13 protein-coding genes are annotated in these 17,809 nt (G+C 62.5%); 3 read left to right on the top strand and 10 right to left on the bottom strand.

What is annotated here, in order from left to right; translation table 11 throughout:
* Nucleotides 1–21: 21 nt before the first annotated feature.
* Nucleotides 22–993: a protein-methionine-sulfoxide reductase catalytic subunit MsrP gene (gene msrP, locus VGM51_05905; GenBank protein HEY3412582.1), complete on the bottom strand. Its 972-nt coding sequence runs from the start codon at nt 991–993 to the stop codon at nt 22–24.
* Nucleotides 994–1,229: 236 nt separating this feature from the next.
* Between msrP and modA the strand changes: the two genes are divergently transcribed.
* Both modA and VGM51_05895 read left to right on the top strand, forming a co-directional pair.
* Complete coding sequence (gene modA / locus VGM51_05900; protein HEY3412581.1) at nt 1,230–2,048, top strand: molybdate ABC transporter substrate-binding protein; 819 nt, start codon at nt 1,230–1,232, stop codon at nt 2,046–2,048.
* Nucleotides 2,032–2,853: an ABC transporter permease gene (locus tag VGM51_05895; protein ID HEY3412580.1), complete on the top strand. Its 822-nt coding sequence runs from the start codon at nt 2,032–2,034 to the stop codon at nt 2,851–2,853. Before modA ends, VGM51_05895 begins: the two co-directional genes overlap by 17 nt.
* Before the next feature lie 104 nt (nt 2,854–2,957).
* Here the strand turns inward: VGM51_05895 and moaA are convergent, their stop codons facing one another.
* From moaA to VGM51_05860, 7 genes are all read right to left on the bottom strand, one after another.
* Nucleotides 2,958–4,010: a GTP 3',8-cyclase MoaA gene (moaA, locus tag VGM51_05890; GenBank protein HEY3412579.1), complete on the bottom strand. Its 1,053-nt coding sequence runs from the start codon at nt 4,008–4,010 to the stop codon at nt 2,958–2,960.
* A 59-nt stretch (nt 4,011–4,069) separates the two neighbouring features.
* Nucleotides 4,070–4,510 carry a molybdenum cofactor biosynthesis protein MoaE gene (locus tag VGM51_05885; protein ID HEY3412578.1) on the bottom strand — a complete coding sequence of 147 codons (441 nt, stop codon included), beginning with the start codon at nt 4,508–4,510 and terminating at the stop codon, nt 4,070–4,072.
* A 3-nt stretch (nt 4,511–4,513) separates the two neighbouring features.
* Complete coding sequence (locus VGM51_05880) at nt 4,514–4,753, bottom strand: MoaD/ThiS family protein (GenBank protein ID HEY3412577.1); 240 nt, start codon at nt 4,751–4,753, stop codon at nt 4,514–4,516.
* Nucleotides 4,750–5,979 (bottom strand): gephyrin-like molybdotransferase Glp, encoded by a 1,230-nt coding sequence (glp, locus tag VGM51_05875; GenBank protein ID HEY3412576.1) that lies wholly within the window; start codon nt 5,977–5,979, stop codon nt 4,750–4,752. The genes VGM51_05880 and glp overlap by 4 nt, the downstream gene beginning before the upstream one ends.
* Nucleotides 5,969–6,874, bottom strand: coding sequence for a bifunctional molybdenum cofactor biosynthesis protein MoaC/MoaB (gene moaCB / locus VGM51_05870; protein HEY3412575.1), 906 nt, complete (start codon nt 6,872–6,874; stop codon nt 5,969–5,971). The genes glp and moaCB overlap by 11 nt, the downstream gene beginning before the upstream one ends.
* Before the next feature lie 383 nt (nt 6,875–7,257).
* Nucleotides 7,258–9,567, bottom strand: coding sequence for a hypothetical protein (locus VGM51_05865; protein ID HEY3412574.1), 2,310 nt, complete (start codon nt 9,565–9,567; stop codon nt 7,258–7,260).
* A gap of 21 nt (nt 9,568–9,588) precedes the next feature.
* Entirely contained in the window at nt 9,589–10,296 is a 708-nt protein-coding gene (locus tag VGM51_05860; protein ID HEY3412573.1) for a hypothetical protein, read from the bottom strand.
* A gap of 877 nt (nt 10,297–11,173) precedes the next feature.
* On the opposite strand from VGM51_05860, the gene VGM51_05855 reads away from it, so the two are divergent.
* Nucleotides 11,174–13,432, top strand: a complete 2,259-nt coding sequence (locus tag VGM51_05855; protein ID HEY3412572.1) for a glycoside hydrolase family 2 TIM barrel-domain containing protein — start codon at nt 11,174–11,176, stop codon at nt 13,430–13,432.
* Nucleotides 13,433–13,551: 119 nt separating this feature from the next.
* On the opposite strand, the gene VGM51_05850 is transcribed toward VGM51_05855, so the two are convergent.
* Entirely contained in the window at nt 13,552–16,422 is a 2,871-nt protein-coding gene (locus VGM51_05850; protein ID HEY3412571.1) for a carboxypeptidase regulatory-like domain-containing protein, read from the bottom strand.
* Nucleotides 16,423–16,844: 422 nt separating this feature from the next.
* Nucleotides 16,845–17,636 carry a prepilin-type N-terminal cleavage/methylation domain-containing protein gene (locus VGM51_05845; GenBank protein ID HEY3412570.1) on the bottom strand — a complete coding sequence of 264 codons (792 nt, stop codon included), beginning with the start codon at nt 17,634–17,636 and terminating at the stop codon, nt 16,845–16,847.
* Between the last annotated feature and the right edge of the window lie 173 nt (nt 17,637–17,809).

The following is a 17,809-nucleotide window of genomic DNA, read 5'->3' as shown; positions in this document are numbered from 1 at the left end:
CTCGTTCAATCGGCACGCCGGTCAGAAGTTCTTCCGCAGGTCCATACCCGTGTACAGGCTGCCTACCTGCCGTTCGTAGCCATTGAACATGAGCGTCCTGCGGCGACCGCTTTCGCCGATGCGCTGTTCTGTCGCCTGGCTCCACCGGGGGTGATCGACGTTCGGATTGACGTTTGCGTAGAACCCGTATTCCGACGGAGCAGCGATGTTCCACGTGGTTGCGGGTTGGGTCTCAACGAGCATTATCTTCACGATGGACTTGATGCCCTTGAAGCCGTATTTCCACGGCACGACCAGGCGCAGCGGGGCGCCGTCCTGGGGGGGTAGGGCGTGGCCGTAGATGCCCGATGCCAGGATGGCGAGCGGGTGCATAGCTTCGTCCATGCGTAGGCCCTCCACGTACGGCCACTGGAGGACGCTCGTATTCTGGCCCGGCATCCTCCGCGGATCGAGCAGAGTCTGCATGGCCACGTATTTCGCGCTTCCCAAAGGGTCAACCCGCTTCAGGAGCTTCGACAGCGAGTAACCGGCCCATGGGATCACCATCGACCAACCTTCCACGCATCGCATGCGGTAGACTCGTTCCTCGGCCTGCGCGATCTTGAGAATGTCGTCAAGGTCGAACACCTTGGGCTTGTTCACTAACCCGCCGACTTCTACTTTCCAGCTGGAGGTCATGAAGTCCGCCGCAGCGTCGGCGACAGCATCCTTGTTCGTGGAGAACTCGTAGAAGTTGTTGTAATGCGTGATGTCCTGGAACGAGGTCCTGGGTTCGTCCACGTGAAAGCCCGATTCGGGCGGCCCAATGGGTGCGACCACGTTGATCTCTTTAGCGTTGACGGGGGCACTGGACGGTGTATTCAACCGGCGATAGAGGGTTCCGGTGGCCAGCACAGACGCGGCTAGCACCCCGGCCTTCAGGAAGGCGCGGCGGTTGAGATACGTGTTTTCCGGCGTTATCTCGCTGCTGGGCGGTTCTGACCGATCTTCCATACCATCCTCACGATCTGGCGGCACGCCGGTGGCGGAGCAGCTTTCGTCACGCGTCGCTCTGCTCCATGGCCAATAGGAGCCTTTGATATCAGCAACCGGTTTGTGCTTCCAGAGTTCCGCTCCGAGAGGCGAAGCATATGCAGCTTCCGCAGCGGCCGAACGCCGATGGGCGATCGCATTCGCCCGCCTCTGCGTATTCACCGCATAATGTCTCTGTGCAGCAATGGAGAGCCTGGATGGCCCATTGCTGCGGTGACGCCCTGATGACCAACGCCAGACGTTTCATGATCGCCGCCGCGCTTGCGGCCACCTGCAGCCTTCCGGCATGTTCGGAAAGCCTCAGGGTCTTTGCCGCGTCCTCCCTGACCGAGCCTTTCACGGAACTGGGGAGGCGCTTCTCCAGAGCACACCCCGGCAACACCGTGGCGTTCAACTTCGCGGGGAGCCAGGTGCTTCGCACTCAGATAGAGCAGGGCGCACCCGCGGACGTATTTGCCAGCGCCGATCTCGACCACATGCAGGCCCTCCGGAGCAAGCACATGGTTAGGGGGGCTGTGCTTTTCGCCCAGAACTCGCTGACTGTCGTCACCCCGGCGTCCGAGGCAAAGGTGAAAAGCCTTTCCGACCTTGCGCGACCGGGCGTCCGGCTTGTCCTGGCCGGAGAGAATGTGCCGGCGGGGCGCTATGCCGATCAAGTCTTGCGGTCGATGGACGATTCGGGCCGGTTCGGACGCGATTTCCGGAGCCGTGTGATGGCAAACGTTGTGAGCCGCGAACTCAACGTGCGCTCTGTCCTTTCCAAAGTGACGTTGGGTGAAGCTGATGCCGCGTTCGTTTACGTGACTGACGCCGCGACCGTCCGGCCGCGCGTGAAGTCGATTGTTATCCCGGCGCGGTTCAACGTCATCGCCACATACCCGGTTGCGGTCGTCGCGGAAAGCCGGCACAAGGCGCTTGCCACCGAATTCATCCGGCTCCTTCGCGGGCCCGAGGGGAGACGTATCCTTCTGCGCCACGGGTTCCGGCTCCCCAATCCCCATGGGCAATCGCGCTAAGTCAACTCGACATTGGGACCACGGCGAAGGCTGGGTGCTGGGCCTCGCCTCGATGGGAATCATTGCCTTTCTGGCAGTGCCCATCGCGGCGCTCCTGCTGTCCTTTTTCACAAACAGCGGGCTCTCGCACCTGCATTCCGAGATGGCGGTCCGAGCACTGTGGCTGACGATGCGCACGACGTTGATCTCCACCGCGCTCTGTGTGATACTGGGGACCCCGATGGCGTATCTGCTCGCTCGCAAGCGTTTTCCCGGAAAGGGCATCCTGGACACGCTGGTGGACCTTCCGGTAGTGGTCCCGCCGGTAGTCGCCGGTGTCGCCCTGCTCCTCGCGTTCGGCCGGCGCGGATTGATCGGGCGGCACCTGGAAGCAGTTGGCATTGAGATCGGCTTTACTACGGTGGCCGTGATCATGGCGCAGGTGTTCATCGCGAGCCCGTTCTTCATTCGGGCGGCACGGGCTGGGTTCGAAGGGGTGGATCGCGAACTGGAACGCGCTGCCTACACGCTGGGGGCGGGGCGGTGGCGAACGTTCTGGGTTGTGACGGTCCCTCTGGCCGGCCCGTCGCTTACCGGCGGCCTGGTTCTCGCATGGGCGCGTGCGCTCTCCGAGTTCGGCGCCACGATGATGTTTGCCGGCAATTTCCCCGGCCGCACCCAAACCCTGACGCTCGCGGTGATGACCGCGATGGAAAGCGACCTCGACACCGCGGTTGCCGTGTCGGTCCTCTCGCTGGCGCTGGCGGTCGCAACGCTGGTGACCGCGAAGGCATTCCTCGGGCGATGGGAAGGCCCGCACGGTTGAAACGCGGAGTGAGGAGCGATGAACGATGAATGCCGATCACGGTGGGTCCGGCGGCTCGCCGGACACCCGCCCCGGAATTGGGGGATGAGGGGGCAGGTCGGCTCTTACCCGCCGATCTGGCTCATCGTCCGGTCGCTGGCGAAATGCCCGCCGGCAAGATCGTGCTCGAACGGCTTTCGGGCAAGCGCCCGAAGGAAACAAGCTTCCAATTGCTCGTCGGTCGCACCGTTCCGTAGCGGCGTCCGGAGGTCGACCTCACCCTGCGCCATCAGGCAGGGCCGCAGCATTCCGTCCGGAGTGATGCGCATGCGGTTACAGGCGGCGCACGCCGTGTTGGAGACCTGGCTGATGAATCCGATGGTCCCTTTCGCCCCCGGGAGGCGGAAGTTGCGCGCGGGCCCGGCCGTGCTGACGGTCGCCGGTTCGAGCGGGCCGAGTTCCTCAACCCGCGCGCGGATATCCGAGAGAGGGATGTAGAGCGCGGCTGTTCCGGTGACTACGTCTGTCGCCGGTGCGAGAGACTCCGTCTTGCCGACGTAGCTGCGCCAGATGACTCTCTCCTCGGCGATTTTGACGTTGGTCCCGCCGATCGGCATCAATTCGATGAACCGGACGTGTATCGGGCGGTCGATTGTGAGCGCCGCGAAATCCGCGGCCTCTGCGTCGTTCTCCCCCCGCATCGCCACGCAATTGATCTTTACCGGTTGGAGGTCTGCTTCCAGAGCCGCTTCAACGCCCTGCCACACCGTGTCCAAATCGCCTCCGCGGCTCACTCGATGGAACACCTCGGGCTTGAGGCTGTCAACGCTGATGTTGACGCGGTTGAGACCGGCGGCTTTCAGGTCGCAGACCATCGGCGCCAAAAGCTGACCGTTGGTCGTCAACGATATCTCCGCGATGCCGGCGTCCTTGAACCTCCTGGCGATGCCCACGATGTCCCGACGTACCAACGGTTCGCCGCCGGTCAGTCGGACGCGGCGGACGCCCAGACGAACGGCTGCATCAGCCAGGCGGCCAAGCTCATCGAGCGTCAGGCCATCATCCATCGGCTGGAAGCGCATCCCTTCCGCGGGCATGCAGTAGACGCACCGGAAGTTGCACCGGTCTGTCACGCTTACGCGGAGGTAGTCAATAGTCCGACCAAAAAGGTCCGTCATAATGAGATCAAGTATAGAGACGAAGGTGGTCCGGTGACCAACGGCACAGGTGACTCACTTCAGCCCCGAGGGTCGGGGATGGTTTCAGCCGACGGAAGCGCCTCCGGTGCGCCGACCCAGCCGCTGTCGCCGCCGGAGTAATATTCCTTCTTCCAGATCGGCAAGCGCTCCTTTATCTCGTCGATTATCCACTCGCAAGCGCGGAAGGCATCGGCGCGGTGAACCGCGCTCACGCCGATCCAGACCGCCACGTCGCCGATCTCCAAGCGTCCGATTCTATGGGCCGCCCGAGCATCCAGGATGTCAAACGCGGCCCGAGCCTCGGCGAGAAGCGCTTTTCCCTGGGACTCCGCCATTTCGACGAACGCCTCGTACTCGAGACCGGTAACGGTTCGACCGTCGTTGTGGTCGCGGACGCGTCCCTCAAACGTGACGAATCCTCCCGCGGCTGCGAGTCGCATCTCCGACGGTTCTATTTTCGCCTGAACGATACGGAACATGGCTCAGCCTCCAGCCACCGGCGGGATGAAAACGACCTCGTCTCCGTCCGCGAGGCGGGCGTCCATCTGTCTGAACTCACGGTTGATCGCTACGCGGACCGCTTCCATCGGAAGCGTGAACCCGTGGCGGATGCGCAGCTCATCGAACAGCTCCGAGGCGGTAGCCACACGGGTTTCGATGGATTCGCGTGAGAGGCCGCTCTGCTCCCTGAACGACGCATAGTAGCCGACCTGAATGGTCATGTCACGCTCCCTTCGAGCATCATCACCTCGACCTCGTCGCCGGCCGCGAGGGAGGCGATACCGCGGGGGCAGATCGCCAGGGCATTTGCCGCAACAAGGGTGCCGGGCATATGCGATCCCCGCTTCAGCACCGGGTCGGCAATCCCACCGGTCAGCCGGCACGGCACGAACTCCAGGCGGCCGGGTTCCTTCGTTAAGGCCGAGGCGAGCCCCGCCCGCGAGAGCGCGAGCCTGCCGGAGAGTCCGATGCTCCGCAACAGGTACGGCCTCACCAGCGTATGGAACGTGACCATGGCAGCGACCGGGTTGCCGGGCAGGCCGAGAACCGCGCAGCCATCCTTCCACCCGAAGTAGAACGGCTTTCCCGGTTTCATGGCCACTCCCCAGAGAATTGTCTCGACCCCGAGGTCGGCGAGCGCCGGCTTCACATGGTCGTATTCGCCGACCGATACACCGCCGGATGTGAGGACTACGTCGCAGTCGCGGAGCAGATTCGCGAGGGCCGCGCGGGTCTGCGGGGCGTCGTCGGGGACCCGTTCTACCACAGGCGCTTCGAAACGCATGGCGAGAAGCGAGGCTGTAAGGCCGTGGGAGTTCGACTCGTATATCTGGCCGGGCCTGAGGGGATTACCTGGGGCGACGAGTTCATCACCGGTCACGAGAAGCCCCACTCGCGGCCGGCGGAAGACCGTCGCATTCGCCTTGCCGATCGCCGCGATGGCGGCGACCACACCCGGAGTCACCACGATCCCCGCCGGCGCCACCTCACTTCCGGCGTCGAATTCCTCGCCCCGTCTGCGTATGTACTGCCCGCCTGTCACCGGTGCGTCGATGACCACCGAACCGCCTTCTACGTGAACGTCCTCCTGCATGACGACGGCGGCGGCTCCCTGCGGCAGCGCCGCCCCCGTGAGTATCTGAAGTGTTCTCCCGGGTTGGAGCACGATCCCGGTCGGATCGTCGCCTGCGCGGATCGTCCCGGCCAGTTCCAGGCGGAGGCATTCGCCTTTTGGTCCCGCATCCACGTCCTCCTCGGTTACGGCGTAACCGTCCACCGAAGAGCTGTCGAAGAAGGGCATCGCGAGTTCAGCGCAAACAGGCTCCGCGAGTACCCTGCCGAGCAGATCGCCGAGCGCGCAATCCTCCGTTCCAAGCGGAGCGGCGTACTCAAGGACTGTTTCCAGCGCCTGCGCGTAATCGGTCAAAGGTGGGCGTTCAGTCGCCATGCCCGCCTCCGCGGATCACATGAGGCGCATGCCCGATGTACGGGAACAGAGCGCTCAACGCATCGCGGACCGCCGCCGGCGCTCCCGGAAGGGAGACGATGAGAGTAGCGCCCCGTGTGCCGGCGCATAGTCGGCTCATCATCGCATACGGTGTGCGGCGCCCGCCGTAGGCTCGAAGCTGGTCCTCGATGCCTGGGGAGGGGCGTTCGATCAGCGTTGCGACCGCCTCCGGCGTCACGTCGCGCGGCCCCAGCCCTGTTCCACCAGTGGTGAACACGAAGTCCACCCCAGCGTCGCAGGCATCCAGGACGGCGCGGCGGATCGGCTCGATATCGTCCGGTACGATCACCACATCGCCAACCTCTCCGCCATTCTCGATGAGACCTTCGCGCAGGATGATGCCCGACCGATCGGCCCGTGTACCAGCCGCGGCGCTGTCGGAAATGACAATGACGGCAGCACGGAATGGATCGACGGCGGCCACGTTCGATTTGCCGCCGGTCTTTTCCAGCAGCGTCACCGACCGGATCTCCATCTCATCGTCGATGAACTTGAGCATGTCATAGAGGTTCAGGACGGCGGCGGCCGCCGCCGTCAGCGCCTCCATCTCGACGCCGGTCTTATAGACGGCCTTGACCTCAGTGGTGACGGTGATCGAGTCCGCCGCGATGTCGAATTCCACGCGCACGTAATCGAGGGGAACGGAGTGGCAGTAAGGTATGAGCTGGGGCGTGTTTTTGGCCGCCTGGATCGCTGCCACCCTGGCGACGGGAATCGGGTCACCCTTGGGCGCCCGCCCTTCACGGATCGCCTCAATGGTTCGCGGAGACGCAGTCAACACCGCGCGCGCGGTCGCGGTCCGCAAGGAGTCGTTTTTTGCCGATACGTCCCGCATTGCTTTCACCTTTCTGCCGGAACCCGGTTCCGGTCACCCTTGTGGGTCAATCCCCTCGTTCGGCCGCATCCGGTCCCTTTGCCGCGGGGGTATCGCCGATTACCGTGCCATAGTCCATGCTATCCCCGGGTCTCCAGGCGTGTCCAACGGGCTGGAGCGGTATCCTGGCAGACTCAGGCGGGCAGTGGAGCGCTGCGTGAATCTGTTACGGGCCTTTCCGGGCCCGCTCGGTTGCGAGATAGGAGAACCGCGGAAGGGCGGCGTCCCATCATTGAAACGCCGCCCCTCCTGGTCATGGCCCCGCCGCCGGTATTTCGTCTCCGGCGGCGGAGCGGGTTTCGTCAGTGGCCCTTTCCAGTGGGCCCGATGTTATCACATTCGCGTCAGTAGGCGCCGGTTGTGGGAGTCAGGCCCACACTCGTGCCCCCGCTGAACTGGTTGATGTTGCAGATCTGGTCCGATCCTGTCACGTCGCCCGACAAGCCGAACAGGTAGTGATCGCCGTTCGGGATCGGGACAACCGTCGAAGTCCCGCACTGCAACGCGTTGCTGCTGAGATCAGGCGAGTATCCGCCCATACCCTTCAGGCCGTAGTCCAGGTGGATGTTGAGATACACGAAGCCGGACGCCGGCACGACGACCTGAGCGGTCAGGGTGACCGACGAGCCCATGGCCTTCGGGCTGTAGGAGTTGAGCGTGATTATCGGCGAAGGCGTTACCGATTTGATCGGAATTCCGTTCCCCGGGGTGAGGCACTCACCGGTGCTGGTCGGGGTGATCGTTACGCCGTCATAGGCGTGGATTGGATTCGCACCCTGCGTTACGAAGGGATACGGGATAGTCAGGACAAACGTGAGCGTATCGCCGGGTGTGCCGGAGCCGAACACGTTAAAGTAGGTCTGGCCAGGGTTGCTGGCCGTGAGCTTGTAACACCCTTTATTCTTCGGATCCTGGGTGAAGAGCAAGCGGAAGTCCTTGCACGGCGTGCTCGGATCCACGTCGTAGGTGCAGAGCGAGCTGTCGGTGACAATCGCCATAGGCACGCAGTTGGACGGATTGACCGTGGCCGTGGCCGTCGTCTTGCAGCCGTTGGCGTCAGTCACCGTCGCAGTATAAGTACCTGCCGGCAGAGTGCCGAAGGTCGCGCTGCCGCCCGAGGTGGTGATGTTCTTGGTGACACTGTTAACAACCACTGCGTATGGAGCAGTGCCGCCACTGACTGTCACTGTGACCGATCCCGCGCTGACGGGAGCGCAACCGACGTCGGTTGATTTCGCGCTGGCGGAAAGCGCCGAGTTCGGCTGGGTGATGGTCACCGCCTGGGTCGTCGTGCACCCGTTGGCGTCTTTGACCGTGACGGTGTAGGAACCAGCCGCAAGCCCGCTGAAGGTGCCGCTGGCGCCGAAGTTGGTACCGTCGATGGAGTAGGAGTAGGGGATCGTGCCGCCCGCACCCGCCACCGTGACGCTGCCGGACTTGTCACCGAAGCAGGCCACGTTGGTCTGCGCGGTGATGGAGGCCGAAAGCGCCGCCGCCGGCTGGGTGATGGTCACCGCCTGGGTCGTCGTGCACCCGTTGGCGTCCTTGACCGTGATGGTATAGGAACCGGCCGCAAGCCCGCTGAAGGTGCCGCTGGCGCCGAAGTTGGTACCGTCGATGGAGTAGGAGTAGGGGCTCGTGCCGCCCGTACCCGCCACCGTGACGCTGCCGGTCTTGTCACCGAAGCAGGCCACGTTGGTCTGCGCGGTGATGGAGGCCGAAAGCGCCGCCGCCGGTTGGGTGATGGTCACCGCCTGGGTCGTCGTGCACCCGTTGGCGTCCTTGACCGTGACGGTGTAGGAACCAGCCGCAAGCCCGCTGAAGGTGCCGCTGGCGCCGAAGTTGGTACCGTCGATGGAGTAGGAATAGGGGCTCGTACCGCCCGCACCCGCCACCGTGACGCTGCCGGTCTTGTCACCGAAGCAGGCCACGTTGGTCTGCGCGGTGATCGAGGCGGAAAGCGCCGGGGGCTGAGAGACGGTGCCGGTTGTTGTGGAAGAGCACCCATGGGCGTCAGTCACCGTGAAGGAGTAGGGGCCGGAACTCACTGTGAAGCTGCCGGTCCCTAAGTACGGCGGTGTGCCGCCCGTGGCGCCGACGGTGACCGTGGTCGTTCCGCCATTGCACGAGATGGTTCCCGCCAGGGAACTGGCTACGAGCGCCGGCGGGTTCACTAGCGTCACCGGACCGCTGGTGATGACACAGCCTCCGGAGTCCTTCACCGTTACGGTATAGGTGCCGGCCGCAAGACCGTTGAACACGTTGGAGGACAGGTAGTTCGCCCCGCCGTTTATGGAGTACGACAGTGTGCCCGAACCGCCGGTGGCTGTCGCGGTGATTGAGCCGTCAGTTCCGCCGTTGCACTTCGGGTTTGTCCCGATCGCCGAGACCGTGAAGCCGGCGCTGAAGGACACCGGTATCGGATCGACCAGATCTTCCAGGACCGCGTTACTGGCGGTCGATGTCTTTGTCTTGACGAAAACCGTCTTGATGTTGATGCCCGAGCAGGGGTTTACCACTGCTTTGACGAGTTGTGTGACATCGACGGATATCTCGACGAACTGATTCGACAGGTAGGTGAACAGGCCGAAGGCTCCATACGGCACCGGCAACCCGTTAGTCGTCGACGTCGCTACAAAAGCGGTGCCGGGCAATACGCCGGCGGTTACGTCAACCTATTGCCAGACTCCGCCCACCTGCTGCCATTCAGAGACAAGCATGGTTGCCACAGTCCCGCCCTGCCCGTAGTTGGCGGTAATCAGCACATCGCCGGGGGTCCGCCCTCCCGTAGAGGTATTGAGCGGGTTCGTGACGAAATAACCGCACGGCGCCTTCACCGAACAAAGCGGATCGGTTACCTTCGTGACCGCCGCCTGGCACAGTTCGAAGTCGACATAGCTGGTTCCGTTGGTTACCAGTCGGTCCGCCGATGCGGTTATCCACCGGTCGCCAACGTGGGTGTCCGGGTACAGGGTAGACGTCGTGTTTTGAACGGAGACATGAACATAAACGTTGTTCATGTCGGTCTTGTTGTTGGCCGAACCCGTCTGCCATTTATATGTATTCGGGTCGGCGTTGACCTGGTTACTTCCGGCGAAAACATCGTCGAGAGTGTTGTACGCATCGAGGCGTCGGTAAGTGACGCCAGGAGGCGGCAGAGTCCTCACTGTGCCGTCGTTGTTCAAAATGCCCTGCACTCCTGCAGGACCATCCAACCAATCGGTGGTGAGGGCGGTGGTATTCGAGGTGAGGTCGCCCTCGATCTCGAACCCACCCGGATCTCCGGTCGGCGCAATTCCGGTGCTGACTACTGCTTGCGAAAGGCCGCATGTGGCCAGAAGCATAAACACCGGTAAGAGACACCGCAACAAACGAGTATTCACTATAAAATCCCTCCGGGTGCTTGATAACGTACTGCACCCACTGCCTGCCCATTCAGTCCGGTCCGGTTACTCGATGCCGCGACCATTCCGAATGGCGAACTCAGGAGACTGAACATGGGGCGCTCTGCGCCCGAATAAAACGAAACGGACCCGTGTTACCCGGCCGTACGGACGGAATAATGAAATCCGACACCGGTCGATACCACGTCGGTCCGTGATGACTGGATGCTGCGTTGCCACGCCGAGATTGGCGAGTGTCCAATTCTGTCACCTGTTCGGTGACCTGTCGAGACAGATGCGCGCTGTGAGCTCGATGCTTTGACGAATCGAGCGAACGATATGCGATCGACGAGAGTGCCGTCGCTTGCAGATCCGATTTGCCACAGAACTCATCGATCGCGATCACAGCAATCTGCCCCTTCCGGTTAGAGCGTCTCGCGGGGCCCCGCAGATGTCAGGCCCGTTACGGGCTGCAGACACCGCCAGAATACCCTGAGATGCAGTGGGCAAAACTTGTGCCAATTAACTAATGAAAGCGAGCTAGCAGAATTATAAATCAAGCGTGTAAGCTCGGTAAAAGAGTACCATTTGTCGCAATGGTGGACGCATTAGCCCGTCACGAATTGTCGCAATGGTGGACGCATTAGCCCGTCACGAACCTGGTGGGGCGTTTGGTTATAGCTGGACGCGCAGGCCGGCACAGGAGCCGTGCGAACGGGCCATGGAACCGGACCGGAGGAAATCGAAATACGCCGGCGCTAAATGACGGCGCGCTGCGGGCATTTCATACAATGAGCGTGTGAGATGACTGCGCGGCGGCACGTCCGTTTCGCGGGACCCTTGCCAACCTGATTCAAAGAGAGAGGCCAGCCTGACCATGACCCGAGACATACGCCCGCGGACCGCGTGCGGCCTGCTTACCGCGCTTTGCGCCCTTGCCGGGGCGCTCACAACCGCCCACGCAGCCTGGACCCCGGTGCCAGGCAATATCATGACCCGGTGGGCGGCCGACGTTTCGCCAACCAACGCGCTTCCTGAATATCCTCGCCCGCAGATGACCCGGCCCGACTGGCTCAATCTGAACGGACTCTGGCAGTTTCAGCCGGCGGCCTCGGGCGAAACACCTCCGGTGGGCGTGACCCTCTCGAAAGAGATACTGGTTCCGTACCCCATGGAGTCCGCGCTCTCCGGAATCAAGCAGCACTATGACCGGTCGTGGTACCGTCGGACATTCGATATCCCGTCCGCATGGGCGGGGCAGCGCGTGCTGCTGCATTTCGGCGCCGTGGACTGGCTTTCCACGGTGACGGTCAATGGGCGGCAGGTTGGATCGCATCGTGGCGGCTACGATCCGTTCACTTATGACATCACCAGCGCGTTGAAGCCCGCCGGCCCTCAAGAGGTGATTGTCTACGTCTATGACACGACCCCCGTTGGGGAGCAGGTCACCGGCAAACAGGACCCCAATCCGAACGGGATCTGGTATACATCGTCTACCGGCATCTGGCAGACCGTGTGGCTGGAACCGGTCCCGAAAGCCCGAATTGATACGTTCCACGCGACGCCGGACATCGATACGGGAAGACTGCGCCTGAACGTTTCCGCACTGAATCTGGATCGGACGTATACCGTCCAGGCAAGGGCAACGTCGGCGGATGGCGCGACGGTCGTCGGTGAGGTCACGGGTGCGCCGGGTGTGGACCTGATGCTTCCAGTGCCGAATCCGACGCTTTGGACGCCGGACAATCCCTATCTGTACAACCTCACCATCGGGCTCTATAAGGGCGCCGACAAGATCGACGAAATCGGCTCCTATTTCGGGATGCGGAAGGTCGAAATCGGCAAGGACCCAGGCGGCATCACACGCCCCCTTTTGAACGGGGCTTTCGTATTCCAGGTGGGACCGCTGGACCAGGGGTTCTGGCCCGACGGCCTCTACACCGCTCCCACGGATGCGGCGCTTCAGTACGACCTGGACATGGAGAAGAGCCTCGGATTCAATATGGTGCGCAAGCACATTAAGGTGGAGCCGGAACGCTGGTACTACTGGTGCGACAAGAAAGGGCTGCTGGTCTGGCAGGACATGCCCAGCATGCGAAACGCGCCTCCGGTGGCTTCGCATGACAGTCGCACCCAGTTCGAAAGGGAGATGAAACGGATGGTCCAGGGAAAATGGAACCACCCGAGCATCGTGACGTGGGTTGTCTTCAACGAAGGATGGGGCCAGTATGACACGACGCGCCTGGCGCCCTGGGTCAAAGCGCTCGATCCCAGCCGCCTCGTCAATAATGCCACCGGCTGGACCGACGCGGGTGTCGGCGATTTTGTCGATTGGCATGTTTACCCCGGCCCCGGCTCTCCCAACCCCGAGCCCAAGCGCGCCGCTTCACTGGGGGAGTTTGGAGGCCTCGGGCTCAAGGTGACGGATCATCTCTGGAACACGAACAGCTGGTCCTATGCCGGTTACAACACGTCCGAGGAATTGATGCAGGCGTACACGGAACTGCTTCGAAACGCCTACGCCCTCAAAGACAACCCTGGCCTCAGCGCCGCGGTATACACGCAGACCACCGACGTGGAGACGGAGATTAACGGGCTGATGACGTATGACCGCGCCGTCACGAAGATGGATGTCGCGCGGATCGCCAAGATCAACAAGGGGATCTTCCCTCCGCCGCCGGTATTCGTTTCGCCCACGTCAGAGGCGGCCGGTGTGACGTGGAAGTACACTATCACTCAACCGGCGACCACATGGATGAACCCGACATTCGGAGACTCCGCATGGGCCACCGGGCAGGGCGGGTTCGGCAGCAACGGCACGCCGGGGGGAATCATACGTACCCAGTGGACCGCCACGCCGGGCGACATATGGCTGCGGCGGGGTTTCAACATCACGAGCGTGCCGGCCGGCACTCCGGTTCTCCGGATGCACCACGATGAGGATGCTGAGGTCTACATCAACGGTGTCCTGGCAGTTTCGGCCGCGGGCTATACCACCAATTACAGCCTGTTCGCTGTGTCTGCGGCGGCGGCGGCGGCGGTGACCACCGGTACGAACACCCTGGCGGTGCACTGCCACCAGACGGCCGGCGGCCAGTACATAGACGTTGGGTTCGGCTACCAGCCCCCGTCCTGATCCGAATCCCCCGATCATTCACAAACGCGAAGAGGGGCTGCCCGTATGGACAGCCCCTCTTCGCGTCTGTGTGATTCCACGGAAGGGGTGGCCGCCCGGTTGGGCGGCCACCCTGTGATTTACAGAGCCTTGCCACCCAGCGCCTGATCGATGCGAACGGCATCGAGCACGCTGATGATGGCGTCTCCACCCGCCTGGTTGCCGGCGGTAATCTGGGCGGATATGGACGTGCTGAGGCCGCCCGCGATGCGGAGGGAGTCAACCACGTCGGAGAAGTCGAGAACGGCGTTTGCGTTCACGTCACCCTTAATTGGTGCGGCGCTGGCGATCGGGCCGCCGGCCACCCAGTCCCACGTGTTCTGGGCAACGAGCTGGTAGCCGTACATAGCGATCCGATGGTCCATCATGGGCGTTCGGCCCAGTTCCGAGTGAACGAGCGTTCCGTTGATGAAGAAGTCGTACACGGAGCCGGTCCGGTTGATGTCGAGGATGATCGGGTTGGCCGGCGTTACGTCCGCCATCTGAAGGAGAGACATAGGCACCACGCCGGAAGAACGCCTGCCTGCGGAGTCCCAGACGATCCATTGAACCCGGTTTTCGGTGCCGTTGCTCAGCCAGCCTTCGAGGTCCAACTCAACTTCGGGGTTGAAGATATTCGGCGTTGGGACGGTGGGATCGACGACGGGGTTGCCGTTGAGGTGGAGGATGGTGTTCCAGCCCCAGTCATCGGTTGACCCGGCGGCCGGGCCCTTGGCGGAGACGAGTTTGGCCTCGTTCACGGAGGCGAACCGGCTGAAGCGGTCTTTGGACACGATGGCGCTGCGGTGGCCATTGGCATTCTGGTAGACCGTCGCGGTGCTCGGGATGGTGACGAGGCCGCCCGAGCTTACGTCGTAGCCGGGCTGGGCAACGCTGGGAGTGTTGAGCGGGTCGGAGTTATTCTCGAGGGCCACCGGCCACCACTTGTTCTGCCATGTGGGGGCGCCGGCGTTATCGTCGAAGTTATCATACAGCGGCGCGCCGTACGGAGCGGCAATGGTCGTCGTGGTCAGATTGAGGTGCAAGGTGCCATTCGTCGGAACCATGACCGGCCGAATGATGGAGTCAAAGCCTAGCTTGGTTACGCCGAGCACACCGGATCCCGCTGTCGCGAACGGCAGTGAGAAGGCGCCGTTGGCGTCGGTCCAACCCCAGGCGTTCGAGTTTCCCGCGGCGTCGGAAACCGCCACACGAGCACTCGCGACCGGGCTTCCGCCCGCCGTAATCGTGCCTGTAACGGCGCCGGTCGCTCCAATAACCTCCAGGGTCACGTTACCGAACACGCCGCCACCGGCGGTCCAGTCGAAGCACTTGATGGCCACAACGTTGTCGCCGGCGGTGAGCAGGCTCGCCGGGAAGGTATAGAGGAGTTCCTCTCCGTAGGACGGATCCAAGCCGGGCCAGGTCGTCGTGTAGGTCTGCCCGGTGGGGGGATTCAAGTGATCGGCAGGCTGAACAGAGAGGCCCGGGTTCGGGAACGAGCCTGCAGAGCCGATCAGCGTACCATTGAGGTAGGTCTTGTTGACATCGTCGATGCCGCCGCCGGAGATGTGGAATCGCACCGCGCGGCCCGGGATTGCCGTCGTGAAGTTTGCCGGCAGGGTGAAATGAACGCGGATCCAGCCGTAGATGTCGTTGATTGCCGAGATCGAATCCCAGCTTCCCGGAACCGTGTACGGAACCATCCCGGTTTCGTCCGCCGAAACGGCGCTGTAGTCCGCCGCGTCGCCGGTGTTGAGGATCGCCTTCCAGGCGTAGCCATTGCCCGTAGAGAGGAAAATGTGGGGCCGGATCGCAATCGATACGTTGCGGGTCACGGGACCGGACGTCGACAGGGTCACCGTGGAGGTATAGGAAGTTTCGCCATAGGCATCGGTGACGGACATCGGCAGCGCTACGCCAGCCGAGTTGGTCAGCGTGTAGTGGCCGGAGCTATCCGTTGCCGTGGATCTCGTGCCCACCTTTACCGCAGCGCCGGTCACGGGATTGCCGGAGAGGCTGTCCGTAACGATTCCCTGCAGTACCGGTTCGCCGACACTCGAGGACAGGAATTGGTTTGAAGTGAGTGCAGTGTCGGAGAGGCGCACTTCGTCGATGAAACCGTAGGCGCGGTCGCCGTGGCCGCCGTTATACAAACCGCGGCCGACCGAGAAGTCGCCCGCAGTCCAGTCGCCGGCACTGCCGATTCCGGGAGTGAACGCTGTGTTGGGGCTGCCCTTCAGCCTCATATCCGTCTGTGCCACCAACTGGTAGCCGGTGCCCGCAGCAAGGTCATTGAGATACAGAGAAAGCGTTGCGCCATCGCTGACGCCGGCCATGCTGTACCATCTTCCGTTAAGCCCATCGGGATCCGTGGAGTAGTCGAATCCTTGAATGAGCCCCGCGGCCGAACCCGCCGAGTATTGATAGCCGCTCACATCCTCGAAGATGATCGCGACGCTGTTATCCGGGCGTATCTGGAAGTACAGCGCGGACGCGGCTGCATCGGCGCCGCCCTGGGTTCCAGCTCCCCTGCTGTCACGACCTACGATTGTGCGATATCCGCCGGATTCGGGCTTGAAAGAGGCTTCAATCGTGAACGCTGCGGGGGCCCAGGTCCTGAGGGTGTTGCACCACATCGCCGGGCCGCCACCTGAGTTCTTCACACTGAAGTTATTGGCGGTGCCCGTCTGAGGGATCGTGGCCGATGGGACGTCGGACTTGTATATATAGCCGCCCCCGCCGCCTGTGCTCCAGACCGACAGGGCGTTCCCGTTGCCGGCGCTGTCCGCAACATCGGCGGACCAGGTGCCGTCAACCCCCGATACGTGGGTCATCAGCGCATCCGCGGGACCGTCCTCGAATCGCCAGTAGGCGACAGTGCTGGCGCTTGCCGGCAGGGATCCAAATAGCAGTGAACCCAAGAGAGATGCCGAGATAACCGCCGGCCAAACCACATGTCTACATTTCATGACTCTGCCTTTCCTTGTTGAGGGCTTGTCGGTGACTGAATGGTGTCCGTTCCGGCGCCAACGCGGCGGCCGAACCGCTGCCGTTGTGGACCATGGAGAACCGTACTTTCGTACGTGGCCGGCGTTGGGCGCGTGGTGGAAACGCGTGGCCCAAGCTCAGCCCAGAACGATCGGAACGTTGTTCTTTGTCATAGCGTCGCGCAGGGATGCGATGCTGCCTTTGCGCCGGGGTGCCTCGTGCCCCGGATTTCGCCGTAGTATTGTATGATTTCGGGGCGGTTGGACTTCGCTGAACGCGCCGTCAAGAGCGGTTTTTTATCGGCTGCCCGCTTAGCGCAGGGTCCTGAGGTTGGACGCTGAAATGGGAGGGCCGGTTCGAGGAGATTGCACGGCCCTCCGCGCGAGTTCTGCATCCGGATTACTTACTTGGTGAAGTTCGACCAGAAGTTCTCCGTGCTCGCTGAATTGTCGAGAACGGATTGAGGCACGGTGGTCACGTGGGTGTCGATGAACAGGATTTCGACTTTGCCCCTCGAGTGAATCGTTGTGTACGGGTCGTTCGCGCCTACCATATGCCAAGCGCGGTGATCCCAGAACATGGCGCGGGCGGACGGCTGCTTTACGGCCGAAGTGGACCACCCCGCGAGGGCCGTCCCTGAGGTGTCCTTGAACCGCATTAGGGGAGCTCCCTGGTTAACGAGATTTGTGCCGCGGTAGCCGTAACTCACGCCCACCTTGGTTTTCCGGTCGCCTACCAGCACCCAGTCCTTGAACGGCTTTGGCGTCTTCGGGGTGCCGCCCCAGTCGTCCTGCTGTCGGTACATCCCCCAGTCGGAAGGGCAGGCCCAGATTTCCTTGGATTTGATGTAGGGCGCCAGCTGAGTGGAAATTGTGGCTTTCTCCCCGGAAGCGGCCTGGATATCAACCGTGCCGCCCATGTAGAGACGGTTCTCATACGTGGCTTTGAAATCTTCGGTGCTGATGAGGCCGGTGGCGCCCGGAGGCGTCCAGGCAGGGTACTTCTCGTCGTTATCCGACGTGTAGGAGAGCATCGCGATGCCGATCTGCTTCATGTTGTTGATGCAGGTCGATTGTTTGGCCCGTTCGCGCGCCTTGGCGAAAACGGGGAAGAGGATCGCTGCCAATATGGCGATAATTGCGATAACGACTAACAGCTCAATCAGCGTAAATGCCTTCTTTGAGACTTTGTTCACTGTCTTTCTCCAATCTCAGAGCGGTACCGCGCCGGTCTACCCCCGCGCTCTTCCACAGAGGCTGTCCGGCCGGAACTCCAGGCCCGCACACTGCTTCCCACCCGTCTGAGGCGACCGCCAGGGCGGTCAGTGCTCGCTCCGCATCGCGAGCGGGGGGCTCAAGAGCAGTGCTT

The sequence above is a fragment of the Armatimonadota bacterium genome (assembly GCA_036504095.1).
Taxonomy (GTDB): Bacteria; Armatimonadota; DTGP01; order JAKQQT01; family JAKQQT01; genus DASXUL01.
Note: the sequence above shows the minus strand (reverse complement) of the source record. Positions and strands in the feature narration are given on the sequence as shown.

Excerpts from the sequence above, each read along its gene's own strand:
- msrP (HEY3412582.1), bottom strand. The coding sequence starts at position 993 with ATGGAAGATCGGTCAGAACCGCCCAGCAGCGAGATAACGCCGGAAAAC.
- modA (HEY3412581.1), top strand. The coding sequence starts at position 1,230 with ATGGCCCATTGCTGCGGTGACGCCCTGATGACCAACGCCAGACGTTTC.
- VGM51_05895 (HEY3412580.1), top strand. The coding sequence starts at position 2,032 with ATGGGCAATCGCGCTAAGTCAACTCGACATTGGGACCACGGCGAAGGC.
- moaA (HEY3412579.1), bottom strand. The coding sequence starts at position 4,010 with ATGACGGACCTTTTTGGTCGGACTATTGACTACCTCCGCGTAAGCGTG.
- VGM51_05885 (HEY3412578.1), bottom strand. The coding sequence starts at position 4,510 with ATGTTCCGTATCGTTCAGGCGAAAATAGAACCGTCGGAGATGCGACTC.
- VGM51_05880 (HEY3412577.1), bottom strand. The coding sequence starts at position 4,753 with ATGACCATTCAGGTCGGCTACTATGCGTCGTTCAGGGAGCAGAGCGGC.
- glp (HEY3412576.1), bottom strand. The coding sequence starts at position 5,979 with ATGGCGACTGAACGCCCACCTTTGACCGATTACGCGCAGGCGCTGGAA.
- moaCB (HEY3412575.1), bottom strand. The coding sequence starts at position 6,874 with ATGCGGGACGTATCGGCAAAAAACGACTCCTTGCGGACCGCGACCGCG.
- VGM51_05855 (HEY3412572.1), top strand. The coding sequence starts at position 11,174 with ATGACCCGAGACATACGCCCGCGGACCGCGTGCGGCCTGCTTACCGCG.
- VGM51_05850 (HEY3412571.1), bottom strand. The coding sequence starts at position 16,422 with ATGAAATGTAGACATGTGGTTTGGCCGGCGGTTATCTCGGCATCTCTC.